We start from the raw sequence: 26,138 nt of genomic DNA on the forward strand, positions 1-26,138 counted from the left end.
ATTCCCGCACCACGACTGATTCCCGCATCACGCCGTTCCGGGAATGCGCACCGTAGAGTTGCGTCCACCCCGGCCGACATTCGCGAGGAGTCCCGCATGCCGTTCTTCGACCTGCCCGCCGCCGAGCTCCGCGCGTTCCGTCCCGAGGTGGCCGAGCCCGACGACTTCGACGCGTTCTGGGCCGACACCCTCGCCGCGTCGCGCGCCGCCGCGCGGCCGCCCCGGCTGACGCGCGTCGACTCACCGCTCGCGCTCGTCGAGGTCTACGACGTCGAGTTCTCCGGGTACGCGGGCGACCCCGTGAAGGGCTGGTTCCTGGCGCCGGCGGATGCGTCGGGGCCGTTGCCCGCCGTGGTCGAGTACAACGGCTACGGCGGCGGCCGTGGTCTCCCGCACGAGCGGCTCCAGTGGGCGGCATCCGGGTACGCGCACTTCTTCATGGACACCCGCGGCCAGGGCAGCGCGTGGGGCACCGGCGGCGGCACGCCCGACCCGCACGGCACGGGCCCGTCGTTCCCGGGGTTCATGACGCGGGGCATCCACGACCCGGGCGAGTACTACTACCGACGCGTCTTCACCGATGCGGTGCTCGCCGTCGACGCGATGCGCTCCCTCCCGGCGGTCGACCCGACGCGCGTCGCCGTGGCCGGCGGATCGCAGGGCGGCGGCATCGCGCTCGCCGCGGCCGGGCTCGTCGAGGGGCTCGTGGGCGCGATGCCCGACGTGCCGTTCCTGTGCTGCTTCGAGCGGTCCGTCGGACTCACCGATCGCGATCCGTACAACGAGATCGTGCGCTACCTCGCGATCCACCGGGATGCCGCGCCGACCGTGTTCCGCACGCTGTCGTACTTCGATGGCGTGAACTTCGCCAAGCGCGCGAGCGCGCCCGCGCTGGTCTCCGTCGCGCTCATGGATCCGGTGTGCCCGCCGTCGACCGTCTACGCCGCGGCGAACCACCACGCGGTCGGCGCCGAGGTCGTGGAGTACGCGTTCAACGAGCACGAGGGCGGGCAGGGCGTGCACTGGGAGCGGCAGGCGGCCTGGCTCGCCCAGGTGCTGTCGAGGGGGTCGGCGGCACGCTGACGCCAGCGGCGCGTCGACGCCCCGGCGCGATCACAGCTCGCGCGCGACGTAGCGCTCGATCTCCTCGTCGGATGCGGCGATCCCGGCGTCGGCCAACCGGAGGCGCAGCTCGGCCTCCTCGTCGCGCGCGTGACCGAGGCGCACGTCGCTGCGCACCTGCTCGAGGATCCCGGCCACGCGGTCGGCTCGACTCGCGTCGACCGCGCCCTCCTCGATCGGCTCGTCCTGGGTGTCAGGGGTCTCGGCCATGGTCCCTCCCTCCGACGGCGTTCGGGCCGCCTCCTCCGATGGTCGTCGCGGGTGCGGCATCCGTCGAGGCATTGACAGCTCACGTGACGGTGATCAGGGTGCGCTGCCAGCCCGTCGACCCGTCGGGCGCGATCGGGGCGCGCTCCTCGACCTGCACGCGCCCGTCGCGGTCGACAGCCCGCACCGTCGCATAGTGGGTGCCGGGAGCGGCATCCCACTCGAGCATCCACTGCACCCAGGTGTCGGCGTTGATCGGCGTCGACAGCGTCGCGGGGCGCCAGTCGGCGTCGTCGATGCGCACCTCGACGCGGTCGATGCCGACCGTCTGCGCCCACGCCATCCCGGCGATGACGACCCGGCCCGCCGGGACCGGGCGGCCGGGCTTCGGCGTGTCGATGCGGGACGACAGCTTGATCGGCGCCTCGGCGCTGTAGCCACGGGGCGTCCAGTACGCCTCGTCGTCGGCGAAGGTCGTGACCGTCAGGCCGACGAGCCACTTCGTCGCCGAGACGTAGCCGTACAGCCCCGGCACGACCATCCGCACGGGGAAGCCGTGCTCGAGGGGCAGCGGCTCGCCGTTCATGCCGACGGCGAGGATCGCGTCGCGCCCGTCGTCGGTCAGCGCCTCGAGCGGGGTCGACGCGGTGAAGCCGTCGACGCTCCGCGAGAGCACCATGTCGGCGCCGTCACGCGGGCCGGCGAGGGCGAGGACGTCGCGGACGGGCACGCCGAGCCAGATCGCGTTGCCGACGAGGTCGCCGCCGACCTCGTTCGACACGCACGTGAGCGTCACTCCGAACTCGCCGAGCCCCATCGCGACGAGGTCCTCGAAGCCCAGCTCGATGCGCCGGTCCACCATCCCGTCGACGACGAGCCGCCACGTCGACGGGTCCACCTCGGGAACCGTCAGGGCCGTGTCGACGCGGTAGAACTCGGCGTTCGGCGTGATCAGCGGGCTGAGGCCGGGGATGCCGAGCTCGGCGCCGTCCGGCACCGCCACGACCGATCGCGGCGCCGGGAGGCGCAGCGCCGCTCGGATCGACTCGATGGACGAGGTCGCGGCGTTCGCGAGTCGCGCGCCGAGGCCGACGACGACGGCGGATGCCGCGGCGACGCCGGTCAGCGCGAGGAAGCGCCGCCGGTCGAGCCGGAGGCTCGGTTCGTCGCCCGCGCCCGCGCCCGTGGGCTCGCGTTCGCGGTCGCGCCAGGCGCGGAGCCGGACGATCGCCTCGCGGAGGAACAGCACGGCGGCGACCGTGCCGGCGACGGCCGGGAGCCAGGCCCATCCCGATGCGCCGGCCCGCGTCGCGCCCGCGGCGACGGACGCGGCTCCCGCGAGCCCCAGCGCGATCAGCCCGAGCGGCGGCCGGACGAGCTGCAGGATCCCGCATGCCGCGCTCGCGACCACCACCGCGAGGCCGAGTCCGCCGAGCAGGACCGGCTTGTCGGCCTCGCCGAACGCCGCGATCGCGAACTCCTTCAGCGGTTGCGGGACGACGTCGATGACGAACGCGCCGACCGTGAGCACGGGGCTCGCGGTGCGGGCGACGAGCAGCGCGAGGAGTTCGGCGACCGCGAGGAAGGCGGCGCCGGCCGCGATGCCGGCGGCGGCGGCCCAGGCGACGAAGCGCAGTCGGGCAGCCCGCACCGGTCGGTTCGTTCGCGCCATGTCCCCTCCACGTCCGCGGGGCGTCGGATGCCCGCTGCGAGTGGTTCGTCGCGGCCCGTGATCCGGTTGGGCGTCGCGCGGCGAGGCGGCGCCCGCACGGTGTCGGCGGCACGTGGTGTGCTGGGCGCATGGGCTTCGATGCGCGGTTCCTGGGGGTCGACGCACCGATGCCCGCGGTGCCCGATGCGGATCCCGCGGCCGCGGCATCCGTCGCGCTCGACTCCCTGCACTTCACGATCGTGCTCGACACACGTCGTCGATTCGCCCGGATGACCGGCGTCAACGTCGACGGCGCCGCGCTCGTCGAGGTCGAGCGCGGCGACGACTGGCGATACGACGCCCGCATCCCGGAGGACTGGCAGGCCGGGCCCGAGGTGTATGCGCGCAACGACCTCGACCGCGGGCACCTCGTGCGTCGCCGCGACCCCGTCTGGGGTCCGCCAGACGTCGCCGCCCGTGCGAACGCCGAGACCTTCCGCTACCCCAACGCCGCGCCGCAGCAGGCCGAGTTCAACCAGTCGCTCGAGCTGTGGAACGGACTGGAGGACCACGTGCTCGAGTTCGCGCGCGTGCACGAGCAGCGCCTCAGCGTCTTCACCGCGCCCGTGCTCGCGCCCGACGATCCGCCGTACCGCGGCATCCGGGTGCCCCTGCGCTTCGTGAAGGTCGTCGCGTGGCGCTCGGGCGAGGAGCTCGCGACGGCCGGCTTCGTCCTCGATCAGGCGCCCGTCGTCGACCTCGACGATCCGCTCCGAAGCCGTGCCGGCATCGCGGCGCGCGAGCGCACGCGCGTCGAGTCCGGTGCGACCGAGGTGCCCGACCTCGGCCCGTTCCGCACGTTCCAGGTGCCGGTGGCCGACGTCGCGGCGCTCACCGGGCTCGAGATGCCCGCCCTCGTCGCCGCCGACCGGATGCCGCGAGCGCTCGCGGCCGCCGGGCCGCGCGAGGTCACGCGGCCGGAGGACCTGCTGCTCGGCGCGCCGTAGCCGCGACGTCTTCGAGCAGCTGCAGCCCCTCGGGCCACTCGCCGAGGCCGCTCGCGGCGTTCACGTGCCCGCGCGCGCCGAGCTCGACGAACCCCGCTCCCCACGTCGCCGCGAACTCCGCGCTCCGTGCGAGCTCCGAGTAGGGGTCGTCCGACGAGGCGAGCACCGTCGCGGCGATGCCGATGGGGCCGACGGCCGCCGTGAACTCGCCCACGGTCGCCGCGTCGGGGAACGCCGGCCCGGCGGGGTCGGGCGGTGCGACGAGGAACGCGCCCGCGGTGCGCGCGGACGCGGCATCCGCCTCGACCGCCCAGTGCGCCACGGCGAGGCAGCCGAGGCTGTGCGCGACCAGCACCGGCGGCGCGTGGCTCGCCGCCACCGCCCGGTCGATCGCGGCGACCCAGTCGGCGAGCTCCGGCTCGTCCCACGACGCCGGGGCGATGCGGACGGTGCCCGGCAGTGCGGCCTCCCAGCGCGACTGCCAGTGCCCGGGGCCGGAGCCGCCGATGCCGGGGACGATGACGAGGGGGTGGGTCACGGCGCCCAGCATGGCATCCCGAGCCGCGCCGCCGTGACGCATTCCGTCATCGCGCGCCCGGTGACAGGCTGGGGTCATGGCGGAACCCGAGATCCTCCGCACCGACGTGCTCGTCGTGGGCGCGGGACCGAGCGGGCTCATGGCCGCGGTCGTCCTCGCGCGCCGCGGGGTCGACGCGATCGTCGTCGACGCCAAGGACGGTCCGACGCACGAGTCCCGCGCCTTGCTCGTGCAGGCGCGGTCGATGGAGCTGTACGACCAGCTCGGGCTCGCCGACCGGGTCCTCGCGGGTCGCGCGGACGCGCAGGGCGCCGTGCTCTGCTTCCGGCACCGCGAGCTCGGCCGCATCCCGTTGCGCCGGTTCGGCGAGGGGCTGACGCCGTTCCCCGACCTCACGGTCTTCGAGCAGAGCCGCAACGAGCGGCTGCTCGTCGACGCGCTCGCCGAGTCCGGGCGCGAGGTGCGCTGGCGCCATCGCCTCGTCGGGCTCCGCTCGCAGACCTCGCTGGTCTCGGCCACGCTCGAGGGACCTGACGGCCCCATCGTGGTGGAGGCCCGGCACGTCATCGGCGCCGACGGCGCGCACTCGGCCGTGCGCGACCTGCACGGCATCCCGTTCGAGGGCGTGACGAACCAGCACACGTTCTTCGTCGCGGACGCGGTCGGCGTCAGCGGGCTCGTCGAGGGCTGGGTGAACGTGCGGTTCGCGCCCGACGACCTGCTGCTGTCGTTCCCGATGGGCGGCGAGGGTCATCACCGCATCCTCGGCGTCGTGCGCGACACCGAACTCGAGGGCGCCGACGAGCTCTCGGAGAAGCTCCTCCGCTCGCGCCTCGCCCGGGGGTTCACGGTCGGCTACCGTTCGTCGACGTGGTTCGCGACGTACCGCCTGCACCACCGCGTCGCGGCCCGGTTCCGCGACGGCCGGTGCTTCCTGGTCGGGGACGCGGCGCACATCCACTCGCCGGTCGGCGGCCAGGGCATGAACACCGGTCTCCAGGACGCGCACAACCTGGCGAACGCGCTCGGCGACGTGCTCGTCGACGGGATGCCGCCGGCGCGCCTCGACCGGTACGAAGCCGAGCGCCGTCCGGTCGCGTTGAAGCTGGTGGCGACCACGGACCGGATCTTCTCGAACGTGACGTCCGAGGCCGAGCTGGCGCACACGATCCGCGGGCGGATGATCCCCACGGTCGGACCGGTGCTCGCGCCGATGCTTCCCCGCATCCTCGGCGGTGAGCGGATCTTCGGCCTCATCTCGCAGATCCGGATCAGGTACCGGATGTCGCCGCGCCGCGCCTCGCGGTCGCAGGTGCGCGACGACATCGTGGGCAAGCGGCTGCCCTACGCCGGCGCCGACCCGTCGAACTTCGACGCGCTGCGGTCGTTCCGATGGCAGGTGCACGGCTACGGCGCCCCCGCGGAGCTCGTGCGCGCGGTGGCCGGGTCGCTCGGCCTGGAGCACCACGTGTTCCCGCCGGCGGCGGGTCGGCTCCGATCCGACCGGCTCTACCTCGTGCGACCCGACGGGTTCGTCGCGGCCGAGGCGAGCGTCGCGGCCGGGCGACGTGCGAAACGCGGTGCGGTGCCCGCGAGCTTCCTCGAGCAGCTCGACGGCTGAGCGCGCGGCGGGGCTCCGACCGCGGCGGCCCGTGGCCCCGACCCAGCGGTTCGGCGCCGTGTCATCCCCGCCTCCGCGCCGCGTCAGCCGCTCGCCGGCGCCTCCTCCGAGGCGGCGACCGGCACGGGTGCGACGCGCGCCGACCAGGCCGCCGCGTCGCGCGACATGGTCCACGGCTCCGTGCGACGCAGGCCGTGGCATCCGAGCACGACCTTCGCGACGCCGTCGGCGAGGTCGCGGGACGACGGCGGGTTGATGCGGTTCAGCTCGTCGAGGCTGAACGCATCGACCGCGATCGGCTCGATCCCGCCGGCCGTGTACAGCAGCAGGTCCCACGACTCGACGTCGTCGGTCACCACGACCCGGCGCAACTCCACTCGCCCCGCGTGCTGCACCTCGTCGTCGGTCAGGCTTCCGAATGGCTTCGTCATCGTGCACCCCTTTGCACAGCCAACCCCAGCCGGGCTCGGCCGGGCGGCAGGCGCGGGGGCGAGTCGCGCACCGCGCACTGCGCATCGCGCCGCCGAAGGACGAGCGACCCGTGCGCGGCCGCGCCCCGGGTCGTAGCGTGGGAGCGGGTGCGGCGACGGGGCCGCCCGCGACGTCGAGGAGGACGCGATGGCCGTGATCGGGTGGATCGGGCTCGGGCACATGGGCGGTCCGATGGCCGCGCACCTCGTCGAGGCGGGACACGAGGTCGTCGGCTTCGACGTCGACGCGGGCATGGCCGAGCGTGCGGCGGCCACGGGAGTGCGAGTCGTGACCGATGCCGCGACCGCGGCGCGGGACGCCGACGCCGTGTTCACCTCGCTGCCGAGGTCCGAGCACTCGCGCGAGGTGCTCATCGGGGGAGCGGGCGGGCGGGTCGGCGTCTTCGATGTCGTGCGCCCCGACACCCTCGTGCTCGATACGTCGACCGTCGACGTCGCCACGTCGCGCGCGAGCCACGACGCGGCGTTCGTGCGTCGCCTCCGCTTCGTCGACGCGCCCGTGTCGGGCGGGATCGCCGGCGCCCACGCCGGGACGCTCACGTTCATGCTCGGCGGCGAGGAGGCCGGGACGGGCGAAGCCGCTCGGCTCGTCGAGCCCATGGCGGGGCACGTGTTCGTCGTCGGCGGGCCGACGTCGGGCATCGCGGCCAAGCTCGCCAACAACCTGATGCTGTTCATCACGCTGCAGGCCTCGTCGGAGGGTGCACGGCTGGCCGAGGCCCTCGGGCTCGATCCGGCGGTGTTCCACGACATCGCGACCGTGTCCTCGGGCGACTCGTGGCCGCTGCGCACCTGGTACCCCGTGCCCGGCGTCGTGCCGACGAGTCCGGCGAACCGCAACTTCGATGCGACGTTCACCACGCGCCTCGCCGAGAAGGACCTCTCGTACGCACTCGAGGCGGGCGACGCGGCGGGCCTCGACCTCGCCGCGGGCCGCCTTGCCATGGAGCGGTTCACGCGCCTGATCGACGAGGGCTACGGCGACCTCGACTGCAGCCTGGTCGTGAAGTACGTCGGCCGCGACGGCCGGACGCCGGGCTTCGATCCGCAGGCGTAGTCGCGGCAGGTGTTCGTCGAGTTCTTGCGCTCGCTCGCGTAGCATTGCCGCCGTGTCGAGGAGGCTGGCGGACGTCGCGCGCAAGGTCGGCGTGAGCGAGGCGACGGTCAGTCGCGTCCTCAACGGCAAGCCGGGGGTGTCGGCATCGACGCGCGACGCCGTGCTCACCGCGCTCGACGTGCTCGGCTACGAGCGGCCCACGAAGCTGCGCGGCGAACGCGCGCGGCTCGTCGGGCTCATGATGCCCGAGCTGCAGAACCCCATCTTCCCCGCGCTCGCCGAGGTCATCGGCGGCGGCCTCGCGCAGAACGGCTTCACGCCCGTGCTGTGCATCCAGACCGCGGGCGGGGTCTCCGAGTCCGACTACGTCGAGCTCCTGCTGCACCAGCAGGTGTCGGGCGTCATCTTCACGGGCGGCGCCTACACGCAGGCCGAGGCGAACCACGACCACTACGAGCGACTGCGCGAGCTGAAGCTGCCGACCGTGCTCGTGAGCGCGCCCGTCGACGGGCTCGGGTTCGCGACGGTGTCGTGCGACGACGTCGTCTCGATGGAGCAGGCGTTCGGCCACCTGCTCCAGCTCGGACACGAGCGCATCGGCATCCTGCTCGGGCTGCGCGACCACGTGCCCTCGCAGCGCAAGCACGCCGCGGCACTCGCGATGGCCGAGCGGCACGGCGTCGAGCTGCCCGACGAGTTCGTCGTGCACTCGCTCTACTCCCTCGAGTCGGGGCAGACCGCCGCCGCGAAGCTGCTGGCCGCGGGCGTCACCGGCATCGTGTGCGCGAGCGACCCGATGGCGCTCGGCGCGGTGCGAGCCGTGCGCCGCGCGGGCCTGCGCGTGCCCGAGGACGTGTCGGTCATCGGCTACGACGACTCGGCGCTCATGAACTGCACCGAGCCACCGCTGACGACCGTCCGCCAGCCGATCGAGTCGATGGGCAAGATGATCATCGAGCTGCTCATGCGGCAGATGACGAGCGACGGCGCCGCCGGCGACGAGGTGTTCTTCGCCCCCGAGCTCGTCGTGCGCGCCTCGACGGCACCCGCCAGGCGCTGACCCCGCGCCCCGCGCCCCGCGTCGGGGCGTCGGGCGTCGAGCACCGGGCGTGGACGCCGCCCAGCCGCATCGCGTCCGACCGGTCGGGTGCGCGCCGCGGGTCGCCGATCCGCAAGCGAATGCCGCAATCGGACGCAAGCCGTCGCAAACTTTTGTTCCAATGTTGAAAAGTTGCATCATCCTGTTGCTCTCATTACGTTGACGGGCATCGACGCCGCGGTCCTCCCGACGCGGCGCGCCGCCCGCCGACGACAGGAGCACGACCGCCGTGACCACGCCCCTCACCGAGGCCGCCGCAGCCGACGTCTCCGCATCCGCGATCGCAGCGGCGACGACCCACGTGGCGCTCACGGCCGACCCGCTCTGGTGGCGGAGCGCCGTGATCTACCAGGTCTACGTGCGCAGCTTCGCGGACTCCGACGGCGACGGCACGGGCGACCTCCGCGGGGTGCTCGCGCACCTCGACCACCTGCAGGAGCTCGGCGTCGACGCGCTCTGGTTCAACCCCTGGTACCCGAGCCCCCTCGCCGACGGCGGCTACGACGTCGCCGACTACCGCGACATCCACCCCGCCTTCGGCACGCTCGCCGACGCCGAGGAGCTCATCGGCGCGGCCCTCGAGCGCGGCATCCGCACCATCATCGACATCGTCCCGAACCACGTCTCGCACGAGCACCCGTGGTTCCGCGCGGCGCTCGCCGCAGGCCCCGGCAGCCCCGAGCGCGAGCGCTTCTGGTTCCACCCCGGCAAGGGCCCGAACGGCGACGAGCCGCCGACCGGCTGGGTCTCGAACTTCCAGGGCGGCACGTGGACGCGGACGACGAACCCCGACGGCACGCCGGGGGAGTGGTACCTCCACCTCTTCGCGCCCGAGCAGCCCGACCTCAACTGGAACCACCCCGACGTGCGCGCCGAGCACGAGGACATCCTGCGGTTCTGGTTCGACCGCGGCGTCGCGGGCGTCCGCATCGACTCCGCGGGCCTCCTCATCAAGGACCCTTCGCTGCCCGAGGTGCCGGAGCTCGTCGAGCCCGGCGGCCACCCGACCGAGGACCGCGACGACGTCCACGAGGTCTACCGCTCGTGGCGGCGCATCGCCGACTCGTACGAGGGCACGCGCGTGCTCGTCGGCGAGGTGTGGGTGCCGGATGCCGCCCGCTTCGCGGCCTACCTGCGCCCCGACGAGATGCACACGGCCTTCAACTTCGACTTCATGGCTCGCCCGTGGGATGCCGCGGAGCTGCGCGCCTCGATCGACCTGATGCTCGACGCGCACGCCCCGGTCGGCGCCCCGAGCACCTGGGTGCTCTCGAACCACGACGTGACGCGCCCGGTCACCCGGTACGGCCGCGAGGACTCGGGCTTCGCGTTCGCCCGCAAGCGCTTCGGCACCCCGACCGACGTCGGGCTCGGCACCCGCCGGGCCCGCGCCGCGGCGCTGCTCACCGCCGCGCTGCCCGGCTCGCTCTACCTGTACCAGGGCGATGAGCTCGGCCTGCCCGAGGTCGACCTGCCGCGCGAGGTGCTGGAGGACCCGATGCACTTCCGCTCGGGCGGAGTCGACCCGGGGCGCGACGGATGCCGCGTGCCGCTGCCCTGGCGTGGCACCGCGTCGCCCTTCGGCTTCAGCCCAGACGGGGCGAGCGCCGCACCCTGGCTTCCGCAGCCCGCCGAGTGGGCGTCGCTCAGCGTGCAGGCGCAGGAGGCCGACGCCGGCTCGATGCTCCGCCTCTACCGCGACGCGCTGCGCATCCGTCGCCGCGAAACGGGATTCGGCGACGGCCCCATGGCGTGGCTCGACCTCGCGCCCGACGTACTCGCGTTCTCCCGGGGCGACGACCTCGTCTCGGTCACCAACCTCGGCCGCACGCCGGTCGAGCTCCCCGATCACGAGCGGATCCTGCTCGCGAGCGCCCCGCTCGCGGGCGGCCTGCTCGCACCCGACTCGACGGCCTGGCTCCGCGTGCGGACCGGGACGGAGAGGCCGCGGCCCGCCGCCGCGGAACGCACCCACCTCCGCACCACCACCTGAACACAGCACCGAAAGGACCACGACAATGAAGTCATCACGCAGGATCGCGATCGCGGGCATCACCGCGCTGGCGGTCGCGGGCGCCCTCGCCGGATGCACGTCCGGAAGCGGCTCGGAGGACGGCAGGCTCGAGCTCCGCGTCGCCACGTTCCCGCCCGGCGCCGACCAGGCGGCCTACGACGCCTTCGCCGAGCAGGAGGCGCAGTTCGAGGAGGCGAACCCCGACATCGACATCGTCGGCGTCGAGTACGAGTGGACGGCGCCGACGTTCGCGGCCCAGCTCGCCGGCGGCAGCCTCCCCGACGTCTTCACGGTCCCCTTCACCGACTCGAAGACCCTGCTGGAGAACGGGCAGCTGGCCGACGTGACCGACGAGGTCGAGGAGCTCGGCTACGCCGACAAGTTCAACCCGATCATCCTCGAGGAGGTCACCGACGCCGACGGCCGCGTCTTCGGCTTCCCACGCCAGGCCTACGCCGACGGCCTGCACTACAACCGCGCGCTGTTCGAAGCGGCCGGGCTCGACCCCGACAGCCCGCCGACGACGTGGGACGAGGTCCGCGAGGCCGCGAAGCAGATCTCCGAGGCGACCGGCAAGGCCGGGTACGCGACCATGGCGACCGGCAACACCGGCGGCTGGCAGCTCTCGGTGCAGGCCGACTCGCGCGGCGCATCGCTGCAGACGGCGAACGACGACGGCACCTACACGTCGACGATCGACGACGACGCCACTCGTGCGACGCTGCAGTACCTGCACGACCTCCGCTGGGAGGACGACTCGATGGGCGCCACGTTCGACCTCGACTGGGGCACGATCAACCAGGAGTTCGCCGCGGGCAACCTGGGCATGTACACCTCGGGTTCCGACGTCTACACGGCGCTCGTGCGCGACTTCGGCATGCAGCCCGACGACTACGGCCTGACCGTCATCCCGACGGAGGACGGCGGCGGCGTGCTCGGCGGCGGCGACATCGCCGTGATGCCGCCGAACCTCGACGACGAGACCCAGGCCGCGGCCGTCGCCTGGATCGACTGGTACTACATGCAGAAGCTGCTCGACGAGGACGCCGCGGTCGCCGACGCGAAGGCGCTCTCCGAGGCGGGCCAGGCCGTCGGGACGCCCGTGCTGCCGGTGCTCGACCAGGCCACGTACGAGGAGTCGCTCACTTGGATCGAGCCGTACGTGAACGTGCCGCTCGACCAGATGGCCGGCTTCACCGAGGGCATCTTCGACCAGACGCCGATCGGCGAGTTCAAGGGCCAGACCCAGCCGATCTACGCGCTCATGGACAACCTCGTCCAGGCCGTCCTCACCGATGAGAACGCCGACATCGACGCCCTCCTGGCCCAGGTGGACGCCGACGCGCAGGCCCTGCTCGACCAGTAGCCCGCGCGAGGATGCCGCGGCCGCGACCTCCCCGCGCGGCCGCGGCATCCGCCCCACCCCCGCCGCCCCGCGGCATCCGCCACCCTCGCCCCGACCCAGGAGCACCGATGACGATGACCCGAGACCCGGAGGTCGCCGACGCGGCCGCCGACCGGCCGCCCCGGCCGCCGTCGGACGTGCCGGCCCACCGGAAGCGGCGTCGCACGCCGATGACCTGGCTCCGCGGCGGCGGACTGTCGAACCTCGCGTTCGTCGCGCCGATGCTCGTCGTCTTCGCCGTCTTCAGCTGGGGGCCGATCGTCCAGGCGGTCGTGATGAGCTTCCAGAAGACGAACCTCGTCTCGCCGCCGGTGTTCGTCGGCATCGACAACTTCGTGCGCGTGCTCTCCGACCCGAACCTCGGCACGGCCGTCGTGAACACGCTGTACTTCGCACTGCTCGCGCTGCTGTTCGGCTTCCCGCTGCCGCTGCTGCTCGCGGTGATGATGAGCGAGGTGCGCCGCGGCAAGGGGCTGTACAGCGCGCTCGCCTACCTGCCGGTCGTCATCCCGCCGGTCGTCGCGGTGCTGCTGTGGAAGGTGTTCTACAACGCCAGCCCCGACGGCGTGTTCAACACGATCCTCGGCTGGGTGGGCATCCCGCCGCAGCCGTGGCTGCAGTCGTCGGCCACCGTCATGCCCTCGCTCGTGCTCGAGGCGACGTGGGCCGCCGCCGGCGGCGCGATCATCATCTACCTCGCCGCGCTCATCGCCGTGCCGCCGGAGCTGTACGACGCCGCCGAGGTCGACGGCGCCGGCATCTGGCGCAAGATCTGGCACGTCACGCTGCCGCAGCTGCGCGGCGTGCTCTTCATCATGCTGATCCTGCAGGTCATCGCGACGAGCCAGGTGTTCCTCGAGCCGTTCCTCTTCACGGGCGGCGGGCCGAACAACGCGACCCTCACCATCCTGCTGCTCATCTACCGGTACGCATTCCAGAACAGCCTCGGCGGGGCGTACGGCGAGGCGACCGCGCTCAGCCTCATGCTCGCGATCTTCCTGGCGCTCCTCAGCTGGGCGTACTTCAAGCTCACCGAACGTTGGAGCACGAATTGACCGGCGCACCCGACCAGCCCCTGCTCGACCGCCCGCACGGCGCGGCCCCGCGTCCGCGCCTCCTCGGCCTCGCACGCCGCGGTCGCGCCGCATCGACCGACGAGCAGGGCGACCGCGGCGTGCTCTCGACCGCCGACCGCCGCCGCGGCAGCGTCCGCGCGTCGATGACGTTCGTGCACGGCTTCCTCTTCGTCGGGCTGGTCGTCGCGGGGCTCGGGCCGCTGCTGTGGCTCGCGAAGGCCGCGGTGACGCCCACGCAGGACACGCTCTCGCAGCCGTTCGCGCTCTGGCCGAACGGCGTCGACTGGGCGAACCTCGAGACCGCGTGGAACGACATCCACATCGACCAGTACTTCCTCAACACGATCTGGGTCGCCGCAGGCTCCTGGTTCTTCCAGCTGCTCATCGCGACGACCGCGGGCTACGCGCTGTCGGTGCTGCGGCCCAAGTACGCGCCGATCCTCAACGCGCTCGTGCTCGCGACGCTGTTCATCCCCGCGGTGGTGCTGCTCGTGCCCCTCTACCTGACGATCCTGAACCCGCCCGTGATCGGCACGTCGCTGCTGAACACGTACTGGGCGGTGTGGCTCCCGGCGGCGGCGAACGCGTTCAACATCCTGCTCGTCAAGCGCTTCTTCGACGGCCTGCCGCGCGAGGTGTTCGAAGCGGCGAAGACGGATGGCGCGGGGCCCTTCCGGGTGTTCTGGTCGATCGTGCTCCCCATGTCGAAGCCCATCCTCGGCGTCGTGTCGGTGTTCGCCGTCATCGCGGCGTGGAAGGACTTCCTCTGGCCGCTGCTCGTGCTGCCGGACCCTGCCGTGCAGCCGCTGTCGGTGCGGCTGCCCGCGGTGCAGTCGCAGACCGAGCTCGACGTGTTCCTCGCGGCGCTCGCCATCTCGACGCTCATCCCCGTGGTGCTGTTCCTCCTGTTCCAGCGGCTGTTCCTCCGCGGGGCGGGCCTCGGGGGAGCGGTCAAGGGCTGAGGGGGCGCGAGCTCGCGGCATCCGTTCACCTCGATCTGGGTACCCTCGACAGTGGCGACGCGAGGAGGTGCGGATGGGGGGATTCCCGTGGCCCTGGCGGCGTGGGCGTCGCCGGGTCAAGATGGCGCCGTTCGACCGCTCGCGGCTGCCCGAGGCGCGTCTCGCCACCTTCGACGAGATGCTCGAGGAGGGCATGCTCATGGCCGAGTCGGCCGGGCGGATGGCGCTGAAGAACCGGCTCATCGTGCACGCCCTGCGCACCGACGAGCCGTTCTCCGACGAGCACGCCGCATCCGAGGCGCGCGCGGTGCTGTACGAGCTGGTGCAGGAGGCCGACGAGGCCGCCGAGCACGTCGCCGAGGAGCGGACCGCCGCCGGCAAGCGCGAGGGCCGCTCGCAGCACCAGCACGACTACCACCGCGACGACCTGCTGAACCTCCGCCGTCGCGAGAAGGTCTACGCGTCGGTCGCGAAGGAGCTCTGGACCAAGCGGTCGGACGACGCGTACGTCGCACGGTTCGTCGAGCGCGCCCGCGACGACGCCTGGCAGGAGCTCGGCACCGCGATCGAGCACGAACTCGACCGCCGCTGGCCGCGCTACGACGAGGAGCCCGACTACGCGGAGCACCGCACCGAGCGCATGTCGGTCGTGGGCGACGACCTCATGCGCGACCTCGCGCGGCACGCGGCGCAGCGGGCCGTCGAGGAGATCCCCGAGTACTGACGCGCCCCCGCGGCATCCGTCGCCCGGCCCGGCCGGACCGGCACACTGGGCGCATGACCCGTCACTGGACCCCGCTCGCCGTCGTCTACCTCGTCGTGGCGGTCGCCGGCCTCGTCGGCACCTGGACGTACAACGCGATCGCCATCGCCGAACGGAACGACTTCCTCGGCGACCTCGTCTCGAGCGGGCCGGCGGTGTCGTCGATCACGACGGACCTGCTCGTCGTCGCGGTCGCCGGCAGCATCCTCATCGTCGTCGAGTCGCGTCGGCTCGGCATGCGCTTCGCGTGGGCGTACATCGTCGGGTCGGCGCTCACGGCGTTCGCCTTCACGTTCCCGCTCTGGCTCGCGATGCGCGAGCGGCGCCTGGCGGCGCTGCGTGATGCGCCGGCGACTCGGCGCCGACCGTGATCCGGCTCCACCGAATCGTCGTCGGACGCCGACCACGGGGCTAGCGTTGGTCGCATGACCGACGCCGAGACCGCACCCGCCGCACCCTGGGATGCGGGAATCTGGACCCGTGAGCCCGTCGCCGTCCGCGCGGACGGCGACGGGATCGTCGTCGAAGCCGCCGAGGGCAGCGACTTCTGGCGCACGACCCAGTACGGCTTCATCCACGACGACGGGCACGCGCTCCTCGGCCCGTGGCCGGCGGATGCGGCGGTCGAGGTCTCCGTCGACACGTCGACGCTCACGGAGCTCTACGACCAGGCAGGGCTCCTCCTCTTCGGCGGTGAGGAGCTGTGGATCAAGGCGGGGCTCGAGATGAACGACGGCGTGCTCCACGTCGGGGCGGTCGTGACGAACCGCGTGTCCGACTGGTCGCTCGCGCCGGTCCCCGAGTGGGCGGGCGAGATCGTCACCGTGCGGGCGAGTCGCTCGGGCGTCGAGGGCGATGCCGTCACGCTGCGGGCGCGCGCCGGCGACGGGCCGTGGCGCACCATCCGCGTCGCCCCGTTCGATGCGGATGCCGCGACCGCAGGCCCGATGGCGTGCGCCCCAACGCGCGGCGGCCTCGAGGTGCGGTTCACGGGCTGGGCGTTCGTGGCGGCCGACGTCGACCTGCACGAGGACCCGCCGACCGCCTGACCCGATCCGACGGGCCGGGGCGACCGTTCCGCACCGTCCGACGGAACGGGACCACGGTCCCGTCGCACCGCGACCGCGCCGCCTACGCTGGCCGCGCATGGACGAGCCGAGCCTCGGGGGAGTCTCGGCATCCGACGGCCTGACGAGCGCGGATGCCGCGGCCAGGCGCGCCCGCGACGGGGCGAACGCGCTGCCCGGCGCCAAGCGCCCATCCGTCCTCCGCCGACTCGTCGGGGAACTCACGCACTTCTTCGCGCTGCTCCTCTGGGGCGCCGCCGCCCTCGCCCTCGTCGCCGGCCTCCCAGAACTCGCGGTCGCGATCATCGCCGTGATCGTCGTGAACGCGATCTTCGCGATCGTGCAGCAGGCCCGTGCCGATCGGGCCGCCGACCGACTGCAGGAGATGCTGCCAGCGCGGGTGACCGTCCGGCGCGACGGCCGTCGGCGACGCATCGACGCGGTGGACGTCGTCGAGGGCGACCTGCTCCTCGTCGAGAGCGGCGACCGCGTGCCCGCCGACGCCGAGGTGACCCAGGCGAACCGACTGCTCGTCGACACGTCGATGCTGACCGGCGAGAGCGTCGCGGCGAGCGTCGAGCCCGGGGGCGCGCTCTTCGCGGGCACCTTCGTCGTCGAGGGCGACGCGCAGGCCGTCGTGCACGCGACCGGATCGCGGACGCGCCTCGCGGGCATCGCCCGGATGACGACGACCGCCACGCCGGACACGCCGCTCACGCGCGGCCTCCGCGGGGTCGTGCGCCTCACGGCCTCGATCGCGATCGGCGCCGGCCTGCTGTTCCTGCTCGTCTCGATGCTCGTCGGCAACCCCATCCAGGACGCCTTCGTCTTCGCCATCGGCGTCACGGTCGCCCTGGTGCCCGAGGCGCTGCTGCCGACCGTCACGCTCTCGCTCGCCCTCGGGTCCGAGCGGATGGCCCGGCGCTCGATCCTCGTCCGGAACCTCGAAGCGGTCGAGACGCTCGGCTCGACGACCTTCATCTGCACCGACAAGACGGGCACGCTCACGCGCAACGAGATGACGGTCGTGCACGCGTGGACGCCTGCGGGGGGCGTGGCGATCGACGGTGGCGGGTACGGACCGGAGGCCGCGGCGACGTGGACCTCGCCCGACGCGCAACCCGCCGTGCGCGGGCTCGCGATCGCCGCGGTGCGGTGCTCGACCGGGTACGCCGAGGAGGTCGCCGGTTCCTGGCATCCGCACGGCGACCCGATGGAGGCCGCGTTCGACGCGTTGGCGCGTCGTCTCGGGATCGACACCGACGCGGACCGCCGAGCGGCGCCGCCCGAGCTCCGCTTCCCGTTCGACTCGCAGCTCCGGCGCATGGCGGTGGTGCTGGCCGACGAGGTCGTCGTGAAGGGCGCGCCCGACACGGTCCTGCCGCGGTGCACGGATGCCGCGGGTGCGTCGCTCGACGACGCGGCCTCCGTCGTCGACGACTTCACCGGACGGGGCCTGCGCGTCATCGCCGTCGCCGCCGCGCCTCGCGCGGGCCGCACGCCGTCGACCCAGCTCGAGGCCGAGGAAGGGATGCGCCTGCTGGGCCTCCTCGCCCTGCAGGACCCGCCGCGCGACGGCATCGCCGACTCGCTGCGAGCGTGCCGTCGGGCGGGCGTGCGCGTCGCCATGATCACGGGCGACCACCCGGCCACCGCCCGCGCGATCGCCGACCTGGTCGGCCTGCGGCTCCCCGACGGCCCGGTCCTCTCGGGCGAGGACCTGCCGGCCGACGACCAGCATCTCGGCGCGGTGCTCGACCACGACGGGGTCGTCGTCGCGCGCGTCTCCCCCGAGGACAAGCTGCGCATCGCCCGAGCCCTGCGCGCCCGCGGGCACGTCGTCGCGATGACGGGCGACGGCGTCAACGACGCCCCGGCGCTGCATGAGGCCGACATCGGCGTCGCGATGGGACGCGGCGGCACGGACGTCGCACGCGAGGCCGCCGACCTGGTGCTGCTCGACGATTCGTTCGCGGGGATCGTCGCGGGCATCGAGCAGGGCCGCGCGACCTACGTGAACATCCGGCGCTTCCTGACGTACCACCTGACCGACAACGTCGCCGAGCTCACGCCGTTCGTCGTGTGGGCGCTCTCGGGCGGCCAGTTCCCGCTGGCGCTCGGCGTGCTGCAGATCATCGCGCTCGACCTCGGCACCGACACCCTCTCGGCGGTCGCGCTCGGCGCGGAGAAGCCCGCGAGCCACCTCCTCGAGGGCCCGCCCGTGGGCGGGCGGCTCATGAACGGCACCGTGCTGCGTCGCGCGTTCGGCGTGCTCGGTCCCCTGGAGGCGCTGCTCACCATGACCGCGTTCGTCGTCTCGCTGATCGCGCTCGGGTGGCGGCCAGGCGAGGCGTTCCCGACCGGCGCCGACCTCATGGCGGCGTCGGGGGCAGCCTTCATGACGGTCGTGCTCGCCCAGACCGCGAACGCCTTCGCCTGCCGGTCGTCGACGAAGTGGCCGGGGGCGCTCGGATGGTCCACCAACCGCCTTCTCGTCGTCGGCGTCATCGTCGAGCTCGCGTTCTCGCTCGTGGTGCTGCTCCAGCCGACCGTGGCCGGGATCCTCGGCCAGGCGAACCCGCCGCTCGCAGGCTGGGCGATCGCGCTCGCCTCGATGCCGATCCTCATCGCGGTGGATGCCGCGGACAAGCGCCTGCGCGCTCGGCACGTGCACCCGCACGAGGCCGCCGGCGCCGCCCGGCCCGTTCGCAGCGACGCGCCCCCTACGGCGTGATGTGGTGGCTGGGACGGAACACGTCGTCGGGGTCGGCCTCGCGCTTGATCGCCCGGAGGCGGGCGAGCGTCTCGGGTGGGTAGATCTCGGTCACGATGTCGTCGCCGAACTCCGGCGTGAAGTTCGAGTAGCGACCGTTCGTGAACGCCATCGCCGCCGCGACGCCGTCGTGGGCGGACGCGACCGCGTCGGGTCCTGCGCCGTCCGGGATGAGCCGGTTCACCGCCACGAGCACTTCGCCATCGCGCTGCGCGACGGCAGTGGCCGTGCTCCCGACGCGCGAGAACGCACCGCCGAGCCCGCGGAGCAGCAGCATGGTCGGCAGGGCATGGTCGAGCGTCGCCGTGAGCGCGTCGAGCGCCGCGTCGGAGAGGTCGGGCACGAAGCCGTTGCCGCCGACCATCTCGAACGGCGGCTTGCCGGGCGGGCCGTCCTCGAGCAGGTCGGGGTACTCCACGGGCCCCAGCGAGACGTCGGTGACCGACGGCAGTGACAGCAGCGGCTCGAGGAGCCGGCGGAGCTCGTCCTCCGAGCCCTGCAGGGCGACGAGGAGCTGCGGACCCGCGGGCATCTCGGGCATGATCGGCGGCATCACGAGGAGCGTCGAGTTCAGTTCGTCGGGACCGTCGCGCATCACGTCGCGCCACGCGCCGAGCACGGCGCGGGGGTCGGACTGGTCGAACATCACCTGCCCGCCGACCAGTCCGTCGACCGGCGCGGCCTGGAAGGTGAAGCGGGTCGCGACGCCGAAGTTGCCGCCGCCGCCGCGCACGGCCCAGAACAGGTCGGGGTGGTGCTCGGCATCGAGCGTGACCACGTCGCCCGCCGCGGTCACGAACTCGACCTCGCGGAGGATGTCGATGGTCAGGCCGTGCAGGCGCACCAGCCAGCCGATGCCGCCGCCGAGGGCGAGCCCGCCGACGCCGACATCGCGCGTGTCGCCCGAGGTGATGCCCAGGCCGTGCGGTGCGAGGGTCGCCGCGACGTCGCCCCACTGGGCGCCGGCACCGACGTGGACGAGTGCGCCGTCGGCGACCTCGATCGTCGCGAGCCCGGAGAGGTCGATCACGAGACCGCCCGTGGCGGGATCGGATCCGTGACCGCCCGCGCGGACGGTGATGGGAACGCCCGCGGCGACGGCGGAGCGGACGGCCTCGGCGACCTCGTCGGCGGAGGTCGGGCGCACGACCGCATCGGGCGTGCCCTGCCCGGCGAAGACGTGGGCGCCGGCCTCGTACTCGGGGGTGCCGGGCGCGTGCACGCGCTGCGGCATCCGCTCACTCAGTTCGGTGACGAACGACATGGGGGCAGTCTGTTCCCGGCCGCCGACATCCGCGACCCCACTTCAGGCGCCGCGTCGTCGACATCCTGCCGATCGAGTGCGAATTCTGCGGTGGAGTGCGCCCGGGTACGGGACTCCACCGCAGAAATCGCACTCCACCGCAGAAATCGCACTCCAGCGCGATGCAGCGGGGCGCGCGGCGCGAGCGGATGCCGCGGCTACTCGCCGCTCGGGTGCGCCCCCGCCGCGTCGATGATCCACGCGTTCGCGAACGCCCGCTCGCGCCAGGCCGCGTACCGGCCCGAGACCCCGCCGTGCCCGGCCGCCATCTCGACCTTCAGCAGCGGATCGGCGCCGACCTCGCGCAGCTTCGCCACCCACTTCGCGGGCTCGACGTAGAGCACGCGCGTGTCGTTGAGCGAGGTGATCGCGAGGATCCGCGGGTACCCCACCGCGTGCACGTTCTCGACCGGTGCGTACGACTTCATGTAGGCGTACACCTCGGGGTCGTCGAGCGGGTTGCCCCACTCGTCCCACTCGATGACGGTCAGCGGGAGCGACGGGTCGAGGATCGAGGTCAGCGGGTCGACGAACGGCACCTCGGCGACGATCCCCGCGAAGAGGCGAGGGGCGAGGTTCGCGACCGCGCCCATCAGCAGGCCGCCGGCCGATCCGCCCTGCGCGACGAGGTGGTCGGGCGTCGTCACGTCGCGGTCGATGAGGTGCTCGGCCGCGGCGATGAAGTCGGTGAAGGTGTGCTTCTTGTGCAGCTTCTTGCCGTGCTCGTACCAGAGCCGGCCCATCTCGCCGCCGCCGCGCACGTGGGCGATGGCGAAGACCATGCCGCGGTCGAGGAGCGACAGGCGCGGGATGCCGAAGCCCGGGTCGATGGCGTGCTCGTACGAGCCGTAGCCGTACAGCAGGGTGGGCGCGGGCTCGCCGAGCGTGACCAGGTCGTGCCGGTAGACGAGCGAGATCGGCACCTTCGTGCCGTCCGGCGCCGTCGCCCACTCGCGCTTCTGCGCGTACCGTTCCGGGTGGTAGTCGCCGAGCACGGGCTGCTGCTTGCGAACCGTGCGGTCGCCGGATGCCACGTCGACGTCGATCACCATCGACGGCGTGACGAAGCTCCCGTAGCCGATCCGCAGCGACGGCTGCGCCCAGTCCGGGTTCGCTCCGACGCCCGTGGAGAAGAGCTCCTCGTCGAAGGCGAGCTCGTGCAGCGTGTCGTCCGGGGTCGCGTCGGCCGGGATGCCCTGCGGCGGGACCTTCGCGATCGCCACGCGCGGCAGCCCGTCGCGGCGGTACTCGAGGGCGACGAAGTCGCGGAAGCCGTGCGCCGCCTCGATGCGCATGCGCGGATCGTGGGGCAGGAGCATCCGCCGCTCGCCCTGGGGGTCGTCGGCGTCCACGCTCACGAGCTCGAAGTTCACCGCGTCGCCCTCGTTGTGGATGACGAGGAGGCGGTCCCGGCCGCCGGCGACGACGTGCTCGATGTCGTACTCGACGCCGTCGCGGCGCGGCCACACCACGCGGAACTCGCCGGTGGGGTCGTCGGCGTCGAGCAGCCACGACTCGCTCGTGACGTGCGAGCCGGCCTCGAGCACGAGGTAGCGGCGGCTGCGGGTGAGGCCGACGCCGAGCCAGAAGCGCTCGTCGGGCTCGTGGAAGACCGTCACGTCGGCCGAGGCGGGCGTGCCCACCTCGTGCCGCCAGACGGTGTCGGGCCGCCAGGCGTCGTCGACGGTCGTGTAGAAGACGTACCGGCCGCTCGGGTCGAAGAGTGCGCCCGCGGCCGTGCCGGGGATCTCGTCATCGAATTCGCGACCCGAACCGGTGAGGTCGCGCAGGCGGATCGTGTACCGCTCGTCGCCCTCGACGTCGACGCCGAACAGCAGCGTCGAGCCGTCGGCGGTGACGTCGAAGCTGCCGAGCGAGAAGAACTCGTGGCCCTCGGCCTCGACGTTGTCATCGAGCAGCACCTGCTCGCCGGGCAGCGGCGAGCCGTCTTCCGGGATCGCGGGCGGCTCCCAGTCGTCGGCCGCGCTCGCCGCGACGCGGCAGTGGATCCCGTACTGCAGCCCCTCGACCGTGCGCGAGTAGTACCACCAGTCGCCCTCGCGCGTCGGGACGCTGAGGTCGGTCTCCTTGGTGCGGTCCTTGATCTCCTCGAACACCTGCTCCTGCAGGAGCGACAGGTGCCGGGTCTTCGCCTTCGTGTAGGCGTTCTCCTCCTCGAGGTGGGCGATGACCGCGGGGTCGTCCTTGTCGCGCAGCCATTCGTAGTGGTCGATCACCACGTCGCCGTGATGGCTGCGTTCGGTCGGTCGTTTCTCGGTCACCGGAGGAGTCAGCACGGGGTCAACCGTACGCCGACCGGTCGCGCCGCGGCATCCGTCTTCGGTCGCGGGGGTTGCGGAGCATGACGTCCGTGTTGGCATCGGGGCGAAGTAAGGTTAGCCTAATCTCACTTCCGCCGACCACGAACCAGAGGACCACAGTGCTCGCCACCTACCTGATCGGACTCCGCGAAGGCCTCGAGGCCGGGCTCATCGTCGGCATCCTCGTCGCGTACCTCGGCAAGCTCGGCCGGCGCGACCTGCTCGGCCGCATGTGGGTGGGCGTCGGCGTCGCGGTCGCCGTGGCGCTCGCGGTCGGCGCGGTGCTCACCTGGGGCCCGTACGCGCTCACCTTCGAGGCGCAGGAGATCCTCGGCGGCGCACTCTCGATCGTCGCGGTCGCGATGGTGACCTGGATGATCTTCTGGATGGCCACGCACGGCGCGGGCTTGTCGAAGGAGCTCCGCGGCCAAGTCGACGCGGCCATGGACCGGTCGTGGTTCGCGTTCGTGCTGATCGGTGCGCTCGCAGTCGGTCGCGAGGGCGTCGAGACGGCGCTGTTCGTGTGGGCGAACGTCGCCGGCGGCAGCGACCCCCTGCTCGGCACGCTCGGCGCCGTGCTCGGCATCCTGACCGCGGTGGGCATCTCCTGGGGCATCGCGCGCGGGCTCGTGCGCATCGACCTCTCGCGGTTCTTCACCTGGACCGGCGTCTTCCTCGTGATCGTCGCCGCTGGCGTGCTCGCCTACGGCATCGGCGACCTGCAGGAGGCCGGAGTGATCGCGGGTGGCGCCCCTGCATACGACCTCGTCGGGCTCGTGCCTCCGGGCTCCTGGTACGGCGCACTGCTCACCGGCATCTTCAACTTCTCGCCCGAGCCGACCTGGGCGCAGGTGATCGGCTGGGTGCTGTACGTCGGCATCGTGCTCCCGCTGTACCTGCGCGTCATGCGGCACCGCCAGACGCCGAAGCCGGTCGGGGTGACGGATGGCGCGGCGCCCGCGCCGAACGCCGTGCGACCCTCCGCGTCCGCACGGGCCGTCCCCGCGTCCTGACCCGTCCGGGCCGTCCCCGCGGCCGGACCGCGAACCACCACCATCACCACGACCAGGAGGTCGAATGACTCACCGTGCCCTCGCGGCATCCGCCGTCACCGTCGTCGCCGCACTCGCCCTCACCGGCTGCGTCGCCAAGGCCGATCTCGCCGCGGCGATCCCGGTGGCGATCACCGACGACGCGTGCGGCGTCGAGGTCGCGACCGCCGAGGCCGGCGCACTCACCTTCCGCCTGACGAACAGCGGTTCGGAGGTGAACGAGTTCGAGGTGCTCGCCGACGACAAGCTGCGCATCGTCGGCGAGAAGGAGAACCTCGCACCGGGGCAGACCGTCGACTTCACGGCGCACCTCGAGCCCGGCACGTACTACACCGCGTGCAAGTTCCAGCAGGTCGGCGCCCCCGTCGGCCTCGCCGAGTTCACGGTCACCGGCGAGGCGGGCGCGCTCTCCGAGGACCGCCAGGTGCTCGCGGACCAGGCCGTGACCGAGTACCTCGCCTACGTGCGCTCGCAGGCGGCCGAGCTGCTGCCGGCCGTCGAGGAGTTCGCGGACGCGTACGCCGCGGGAGACGACGAGGCGGCACGCTCGCTCTACGCGACGGCCCGTATCCCGTACGAGCGCATCGAGCCGACCGCCGAGGCGTTCGGCGACCTCGACCCGGAGATCGACTTCCGCGAGGTCGACGCGGTGGCCGACGGACTCGAGTGGACCGGCTTCCACCGCATCGAGAAGGACCTGTGGCCGCCGGCCGCCGGCGACCTGAACTCCGACGGCCAGGACGCGTTCGCCGACTGGGCGCCGTCGACGCCCGAGGAGCGCCGGGCGTTCGCCCACCAGCTCGTCGCGGATGTCGCGGAGCTGCACGACCTCGTCACCGCCGAGGACTTCTCGGTGTCGCTCGACGCGATCTCGAACGGCGCCATCGCGCTCCTCGACGAGGTCGCCGCGGGCAAGATCACGGGCGAGGAGGACTGGTGGTCGGGGACCGACCTGTCGGACTTCGCCGCGAACGTGCAGGGTGCCGGGGTCGCCTTCGGCGCGGTGCGCGCGCTCGCGGAGACGACCGACGAGGGCGCGGAGCTCGCGGCCGGGATCGACGCCCGATTCGACGACCTCGAGGCGGCGCTCGCGGCGTACGGCTCGCTCGAGGACGGGTTCGTCGACTACGCCACGCTGACCGATGCGCAGAAGAAGGGGCTCAGCGACGCCGTGAACGCGCTCGCCGAGCCGCTCTCGCAGCTGACCGCGACGGTCCTGGGGTCCTGATGACCGAGCAGGCGGCCGCGCCCGAGCCCCGCGACGGGATCAGCCGCCGCGGCCTCCTCGGCCTGCTCGGCGCCGGCGCGGCGGGCGCCGTCGTCGGGACCGCGGGCGGCGCCGGGGCGGCGATGGCGGTCACGGGCGCGCTCGCCGGGCCCGAGGCATCCGCCACCGCCTACGACTTCCACGGCACCCACCAGGCGGGCATCACGACGCCGGCGCAGGACCGCCTGCACTTCGCCGCCTTCGACGTGAGCGACTCGCTGGACCGCGCCGGCCTCGTCGGACTGCTCGCCGACTGGACGAACGCGGCCGCCCGGCTCACGCAGGGCCTCGAGGTGGAGGAGGGCGGCGCCGTCGGCGGGAGCGACATCGCGCCGCCCGCCGACACGGGCGAGGCCCTCGGGCTGCCAGCCGCGGGCCTCACGATCACCTTCGGGTTCGGCCCGACGCTGTTCGAGGATGCTGCGGGCGTCGACCGCTTCGGCCTCGCCGAGCGCCGCCCGCGGGCGCTCGAGGCGCTGCCGCGGTTCCAGGGCGACGCGCTGAAGGCGGAATGGACCGGCGGCGACCTCTGCATCCAGGCGTGCGCCGACGATCCGCAGGTCGCGGTCCACGCGATCCGCAACCTCAGCCGCATCGCCTTCGGGCGCGCGAGCCTGCGGTGGTCGCAGCTCGGGTTCGGCCGCACGTCGTCGACGTCGACCTCGCAGTCGACGCCCCGCAACCTGTTCGGCTTCAAGGACGGCACCGCCAACGTGAAGGCCGAGGATGCCGCCGCGCTCGCCGAGCACGTCTGGGTCGACGCCGCGGACGAGCCCGCCTGGCTCGCCGGCGGGTCGTACCTGGTCGCGCGCAGGATCCGCATGGTCATCGAGAACTGGGACCGGGTGCAGCTCGGCGAGCAGGAGCAGCTCGTGGGCCGTTCGAAGGGCGAGGGCGCGCCGCTGTCGGGCGGGACCGAGTTCTCCGAGCCCGACTTCGAGGCGACCGGGGCCACCGGCGAGACCCTCGTCGGGGCGACCTCGCACGTGCGCCTCGCGCATGCGGCCTCGAACGGCGGCGTGCGGATGCTCCGCCGCGGCTACAACTTCGTCGACGGCAACGACGAGCTCGGTCGCCTCGACGCGGGGCTGTTCTTCCTGTCGTTCCAGCGCTCGCCCGAGCAGTTCGTCACGGTGCAGCGGAGCCTCGCCGCCGACGGGTTGAACGAGTACCTGAAGCACGTCGGCTCGGCGGTCTTCGCGGTGCCGGGCGGCATCCGACCCGGCGAGCACGTGGGGCAGGCGCTCTTCGACTGAGGACACGGCGCCCAGTCGACGCCGACCTTCTCCCAGTCGAGGGTGAGCGACGTCGAGGAAGCTGTCGCCCGCGACGATGACGGACC

Annotated in this window: 22 protein-coding genes; 16 read left to right on the forward strand and 6 right to left on the reverse strand. The window is 73.0% G+C overall.

Features of this window, described 5'->3' with window-relative positions; genetic code table 11:
• The first annotated feature begins 96 nt into the window (after positions 1-96).
• Positions 97-1,083, forward strand: a complete 987-nt coding sequence (locus tag ABME02_RS09875) for an acetylxylan esterase (protein ID WP_353815119.1) — start codon at positions 97-99, stop codon at positions 1,081-1,083.
• A 30-nt stretch (positions 1,084-1,113) separates the two neighbouring features.
• On the opposite strand, the gene ABME02_RS09880 is transcribed toward ABME02_RS09875, so the two are convergent.
• Together ABME02_RS09880 and ABME02_RS09885 are read right to left on the reverse strand one after the other, a co-directional pair.
• Positions 1,114-1,332, reverse strand: coding sequence for a hypothetical protein (locus ABME02_RS09880; protein ID WP_353815120.1), 219 nt, complete (start codon positions 1,330-1,332; stop codon positions 1,114-1,116).
• 79 nt (positions 1,333-1,411) lie between these two features.
• Positions 1,412-3,001, reverse strand: a complete 1,590-nt coding sequence (locus ABME02_RS09885) for a molybdopterin-dependent oxidoreductase (RefSeq protein WP_353815121.1) — start codon at positions 2,999-3,001, stop codon at positions 1,412-1,414.
• Between the two features lie 128 nt (positions 3,002-3,129).
• On the opposite strand from ABME02_RS09885, the gene ABME02_RS09890 reads away from it, so the two are divergent.
• Positions 3,130-3,987 (forward strand): DNA/RNA non-specific endonuclease, encoded by an 858-nt coding sequence (locus ABME02_RS09890; protein WP_353815122.1) that lies wholly within the window; start codon positions 3,130-3,132, stop codon positions 3,985-3,987.
• On the opposite strand, the gene ABME02_RS09895 is transcribed toward ABME02_RS09890, so the two are convergent.
• Positions 3,950-4,525: an RBBP9/YdeN family alpha/beta hydrolase gene (locus ABME02_RS09895; protein WP_353815123.1), complete on the reverse strand. Its 576-nt coding sequence runs from the start codon at positions 4,523-4,525 to the stop codon at positions 3,950-3,952. The two genes, ABME02_RS09890 and ABME02_RS09895, sit on opposite strands and share 38 nt — an antisense overlap.
• A 76-nt stretch (positions 4,526-4,601) precedes the next feature.
• Between ABME02_RS09895 and ABME02_RS09900 the strand changes: the two genes are divergently transcribed.
• Positions 4,602-6,146, forward strand: a complete 1,545-nt coding sequence (locus ABME02_RS09900) for an FAD-dependent monooxygenase (RefSeq protein WP_353815124.1) — start codon at positions 4,602-4,604, stop codon at positions 6,144-6,146.
• An 83-nt stretch (positions 6,147-6,229) separates the two neighbouring features.
• Here the strand turns inward: ABME02_RS09900 and ABME02_RS09905 are convergent, their stop codons facing one another.
• Positions 6,230-6,577 (reverse strand): hypothetical protein, encoded by a 348-nt coding sequence (locus tag ABME02_RS09905; RefSeq protein ID WP_353815125.1) that lies wholly within the window; start codon positions 6,575-6,577, stop codon positions 6,230-6,232.
• 187 nt (positions 6,578-6,764) lie between these two features.
• On the opposite strand from ABME02_RS09905, the gene ABME02_RS09910 reads away from it, so the two are divergent.
• From ABME02_RS09910 to ABME02_RS09955, 10 genes are all read left to right on the forward strand, one after another.
• Positions 6,765-7,694: an NAD(P)-dependent oxidoreductase gene (locus tag ABME02_RS09910; protein ID WP_353815126.1), complete on the forward strand. Its 930-nt coding sequence runs from the start codon at positions 6,765-6,767 to the stop codon at positions 7,692-7,694.
• Between the two features lie 52 nt (positions 7,695-7,746).
• Positions 7,747-8,754: a LacI family DNA-binding transcriptional regulator gene (locus ABME02_RS09915; protein WP_353815127.1), complete on the forward strand. Its 1,008-nt coding sequence runs from the start codon at positions 7,747-7,749 to the stop codon at positions 8,752-8,754.
• A 319-nt stretch (positions 8,755-9,073) separates the two neighbouring features.
• Positions 9,074-10,786 carry a glycoside hydrolase family 13 protein gene (locus tag ABME02_RS09920; RefSeq protein ID WP_436408259.1) on the forward strand — a complete coding sequence of 571 codons (1,713 nt, stop codon included), beginning with the start codon at positions 9,074-9,076 and terminating at the stop codon, positions 10,784-10,786.
• Between the two features lie 25 nt (positions 10,787-10,811).
• Positions 10,812-12,173 carry an extracellular solute-binding protein gene (locus tag ABME02_RS09925; protein WP_353815128.1) on the forward strand — a complete coding sequence of 454 codons (1,362 nt, stop codon included), beginning with the start codon at positions 10,812-10,814 and terminating at the stop codon, positions 12,171-12,173.
• A gap of 107 nt (positions 12,174-12,280) precedes the next feature.
• Positions 12,281-13,267 carry a carbohydrate ABC transporter permease gene (locus ABME02_RS09930; RefSeq protein ID WP_154346122.1) on the forward strand — a complete coding sequence of 329 codons (987 nt, stop codon included), beginning with the start codon at positions 12,281-12,283 and terminating at the stop codon, positions 13,265-13,267.
• Positions 13,268-13,386: 119 nt separating this feature from the next.
• Entirely contained in the window at positions 13,387-14,250 is an 864-nt protein-coding gene (locus ABME02_RS09935; protein WP_353815331.1) for a carbohydrate ABC transporter permease, read from the forward strand.
• A 73-nt stretch (positions 14,251-14,323) separates the two neighbouring features.
• Positions 14,324-14,974 carry a hypothetical protein gene (locus tag ABME02_RS09940; protein ID WP_353815129.1) on the forward strand — a complete coding sequence of 217 codons (651 nt, stop codon included), beginning with the start codon at positions 14,324-14,326 and terminating at the stop codon, positions 14,972-14,974.
• Between the two features lie 53 nt (positions 14,975-15,027).
• A complete protein-coding gene (locus ABME02_RS09945; protein WP_353815130.1) occupies positions 15,028-15,384 on the forward strand; it encodes a DUF2834 domain-containing protein in 357 nt (118 codons plus the stop codon).
• Between the two features lie 54 nt (positions 15,385-15,438).
• Positions 15,439-16,062, forward strand: a complete 624-nt coding sequence (locus tag ABME02_RS09950; protein WP_353815131.1) for a DUF1349 domain-containing protein — start codon at positions 15,439-15,441, stop codon at positions 16,060-16,062.
• Between the two features lie 97 nt (positions 16,063-16,159).
• Positions 16,160-18,814, forward strand: a complete 2,655-nt coding sequence (locus tag ABME02_RS09955) for a cation-translocating P-type ATPase (protein ID WP_353815132.1) — start codon at positions 16,160-16,162, stop codon at positions 18,812-18,814.
• On the opposite strand, the gene ABME02_RS09960 is transcribed toward ABME02_RS09955, so the two are convergent.
• Together ABME02_RS09960 and ABME02_RS09965 are read right to left on the reverse strand one after the other, a co-directional pair.
• Positions 18,804-20,117 carry an FAD-binding oxidoreductase gene (locus ABME02_RS09960; protein ID WP_353815133.1) on the reverse strand — a complete coding sequence of 438 codons (1,314 nt, stop codon included), beginning with the start codon at positions 20,115-20,117 and terminating at the stop codon, positions 18,804-18,806. The two genes, ABME02_RS09955 and ABME02_RS09960, sit on opposite strands and share 11 nt — an antisense overlap.
• A gap of 197 nt (positions 20,118-20,314) precedes the next feature.
• Positions 20,315-22,453 (reverse strand): S9 family peptidase, encoded by a 2,139-nt coding sequence (locus tag ABME02_RS09965; protein WP_353815134.1) that lies wholly within the window; start codon positions 22,451-22,453, stop codon positions 20,315-20,317.
• Between the two features lie 143 nt (positions 22,454-22,596).
• Here ABME02_RS09965 and efeU point away from each other — a divergent pair, with 143 nt between their 5' ends.
• The 3 genes from efeU (at position 22,597) to efeB (ending at position 26,052) form a co-directional block, all read left to right on the forward strand.
• Entirely contained in the window at positions 22,597-23,490 is an 894-nt protein-coding gene (efeU, locus tag ABME02_RS09970) for an iron uptake transporter permease EfeU (protein WP_353815135.1), read from the forward strand.
• 64 nt (positions 23,491-23,554) lie between these two features.
• Positions 23,555-24,757: an iron uptake system protein EfeO gene (gene efeO, locus ABME02_RS09975; RefSeq protein ID WP_353815136.1), complete on the forward strand. Its 1,203-nt coding sequence runs from the start codon at positions 23,555-23,557 to the stop codon at positions 24,755-24,757.
• Complete coding sequence (gene efeB / locus ABME02_RS09980) at positions 24,757-26,052, forward strand: iron uptake transporter deferrochelatase/peroxidase subunit (protein WP_353815137.1); 1,296 nt, start codon at positions 24,757-24,759, stop codon at positions 26,050-26,052. Before efeO ends, efeB begins: the two co-directional genes overlap by 1 nt.
• Positions 26,053-26,138 lie beyond the last annotated feature (86 nt).

The organism is Agromyces zhanjiangensis (genome assembly GCF_040496055.1).
GTDB lineage: Bacteria > Actinomycetota > Actinomycetes > Actinomycetales > Microbacteriaceae > Agromyces > Agromyces zhanjiangensis.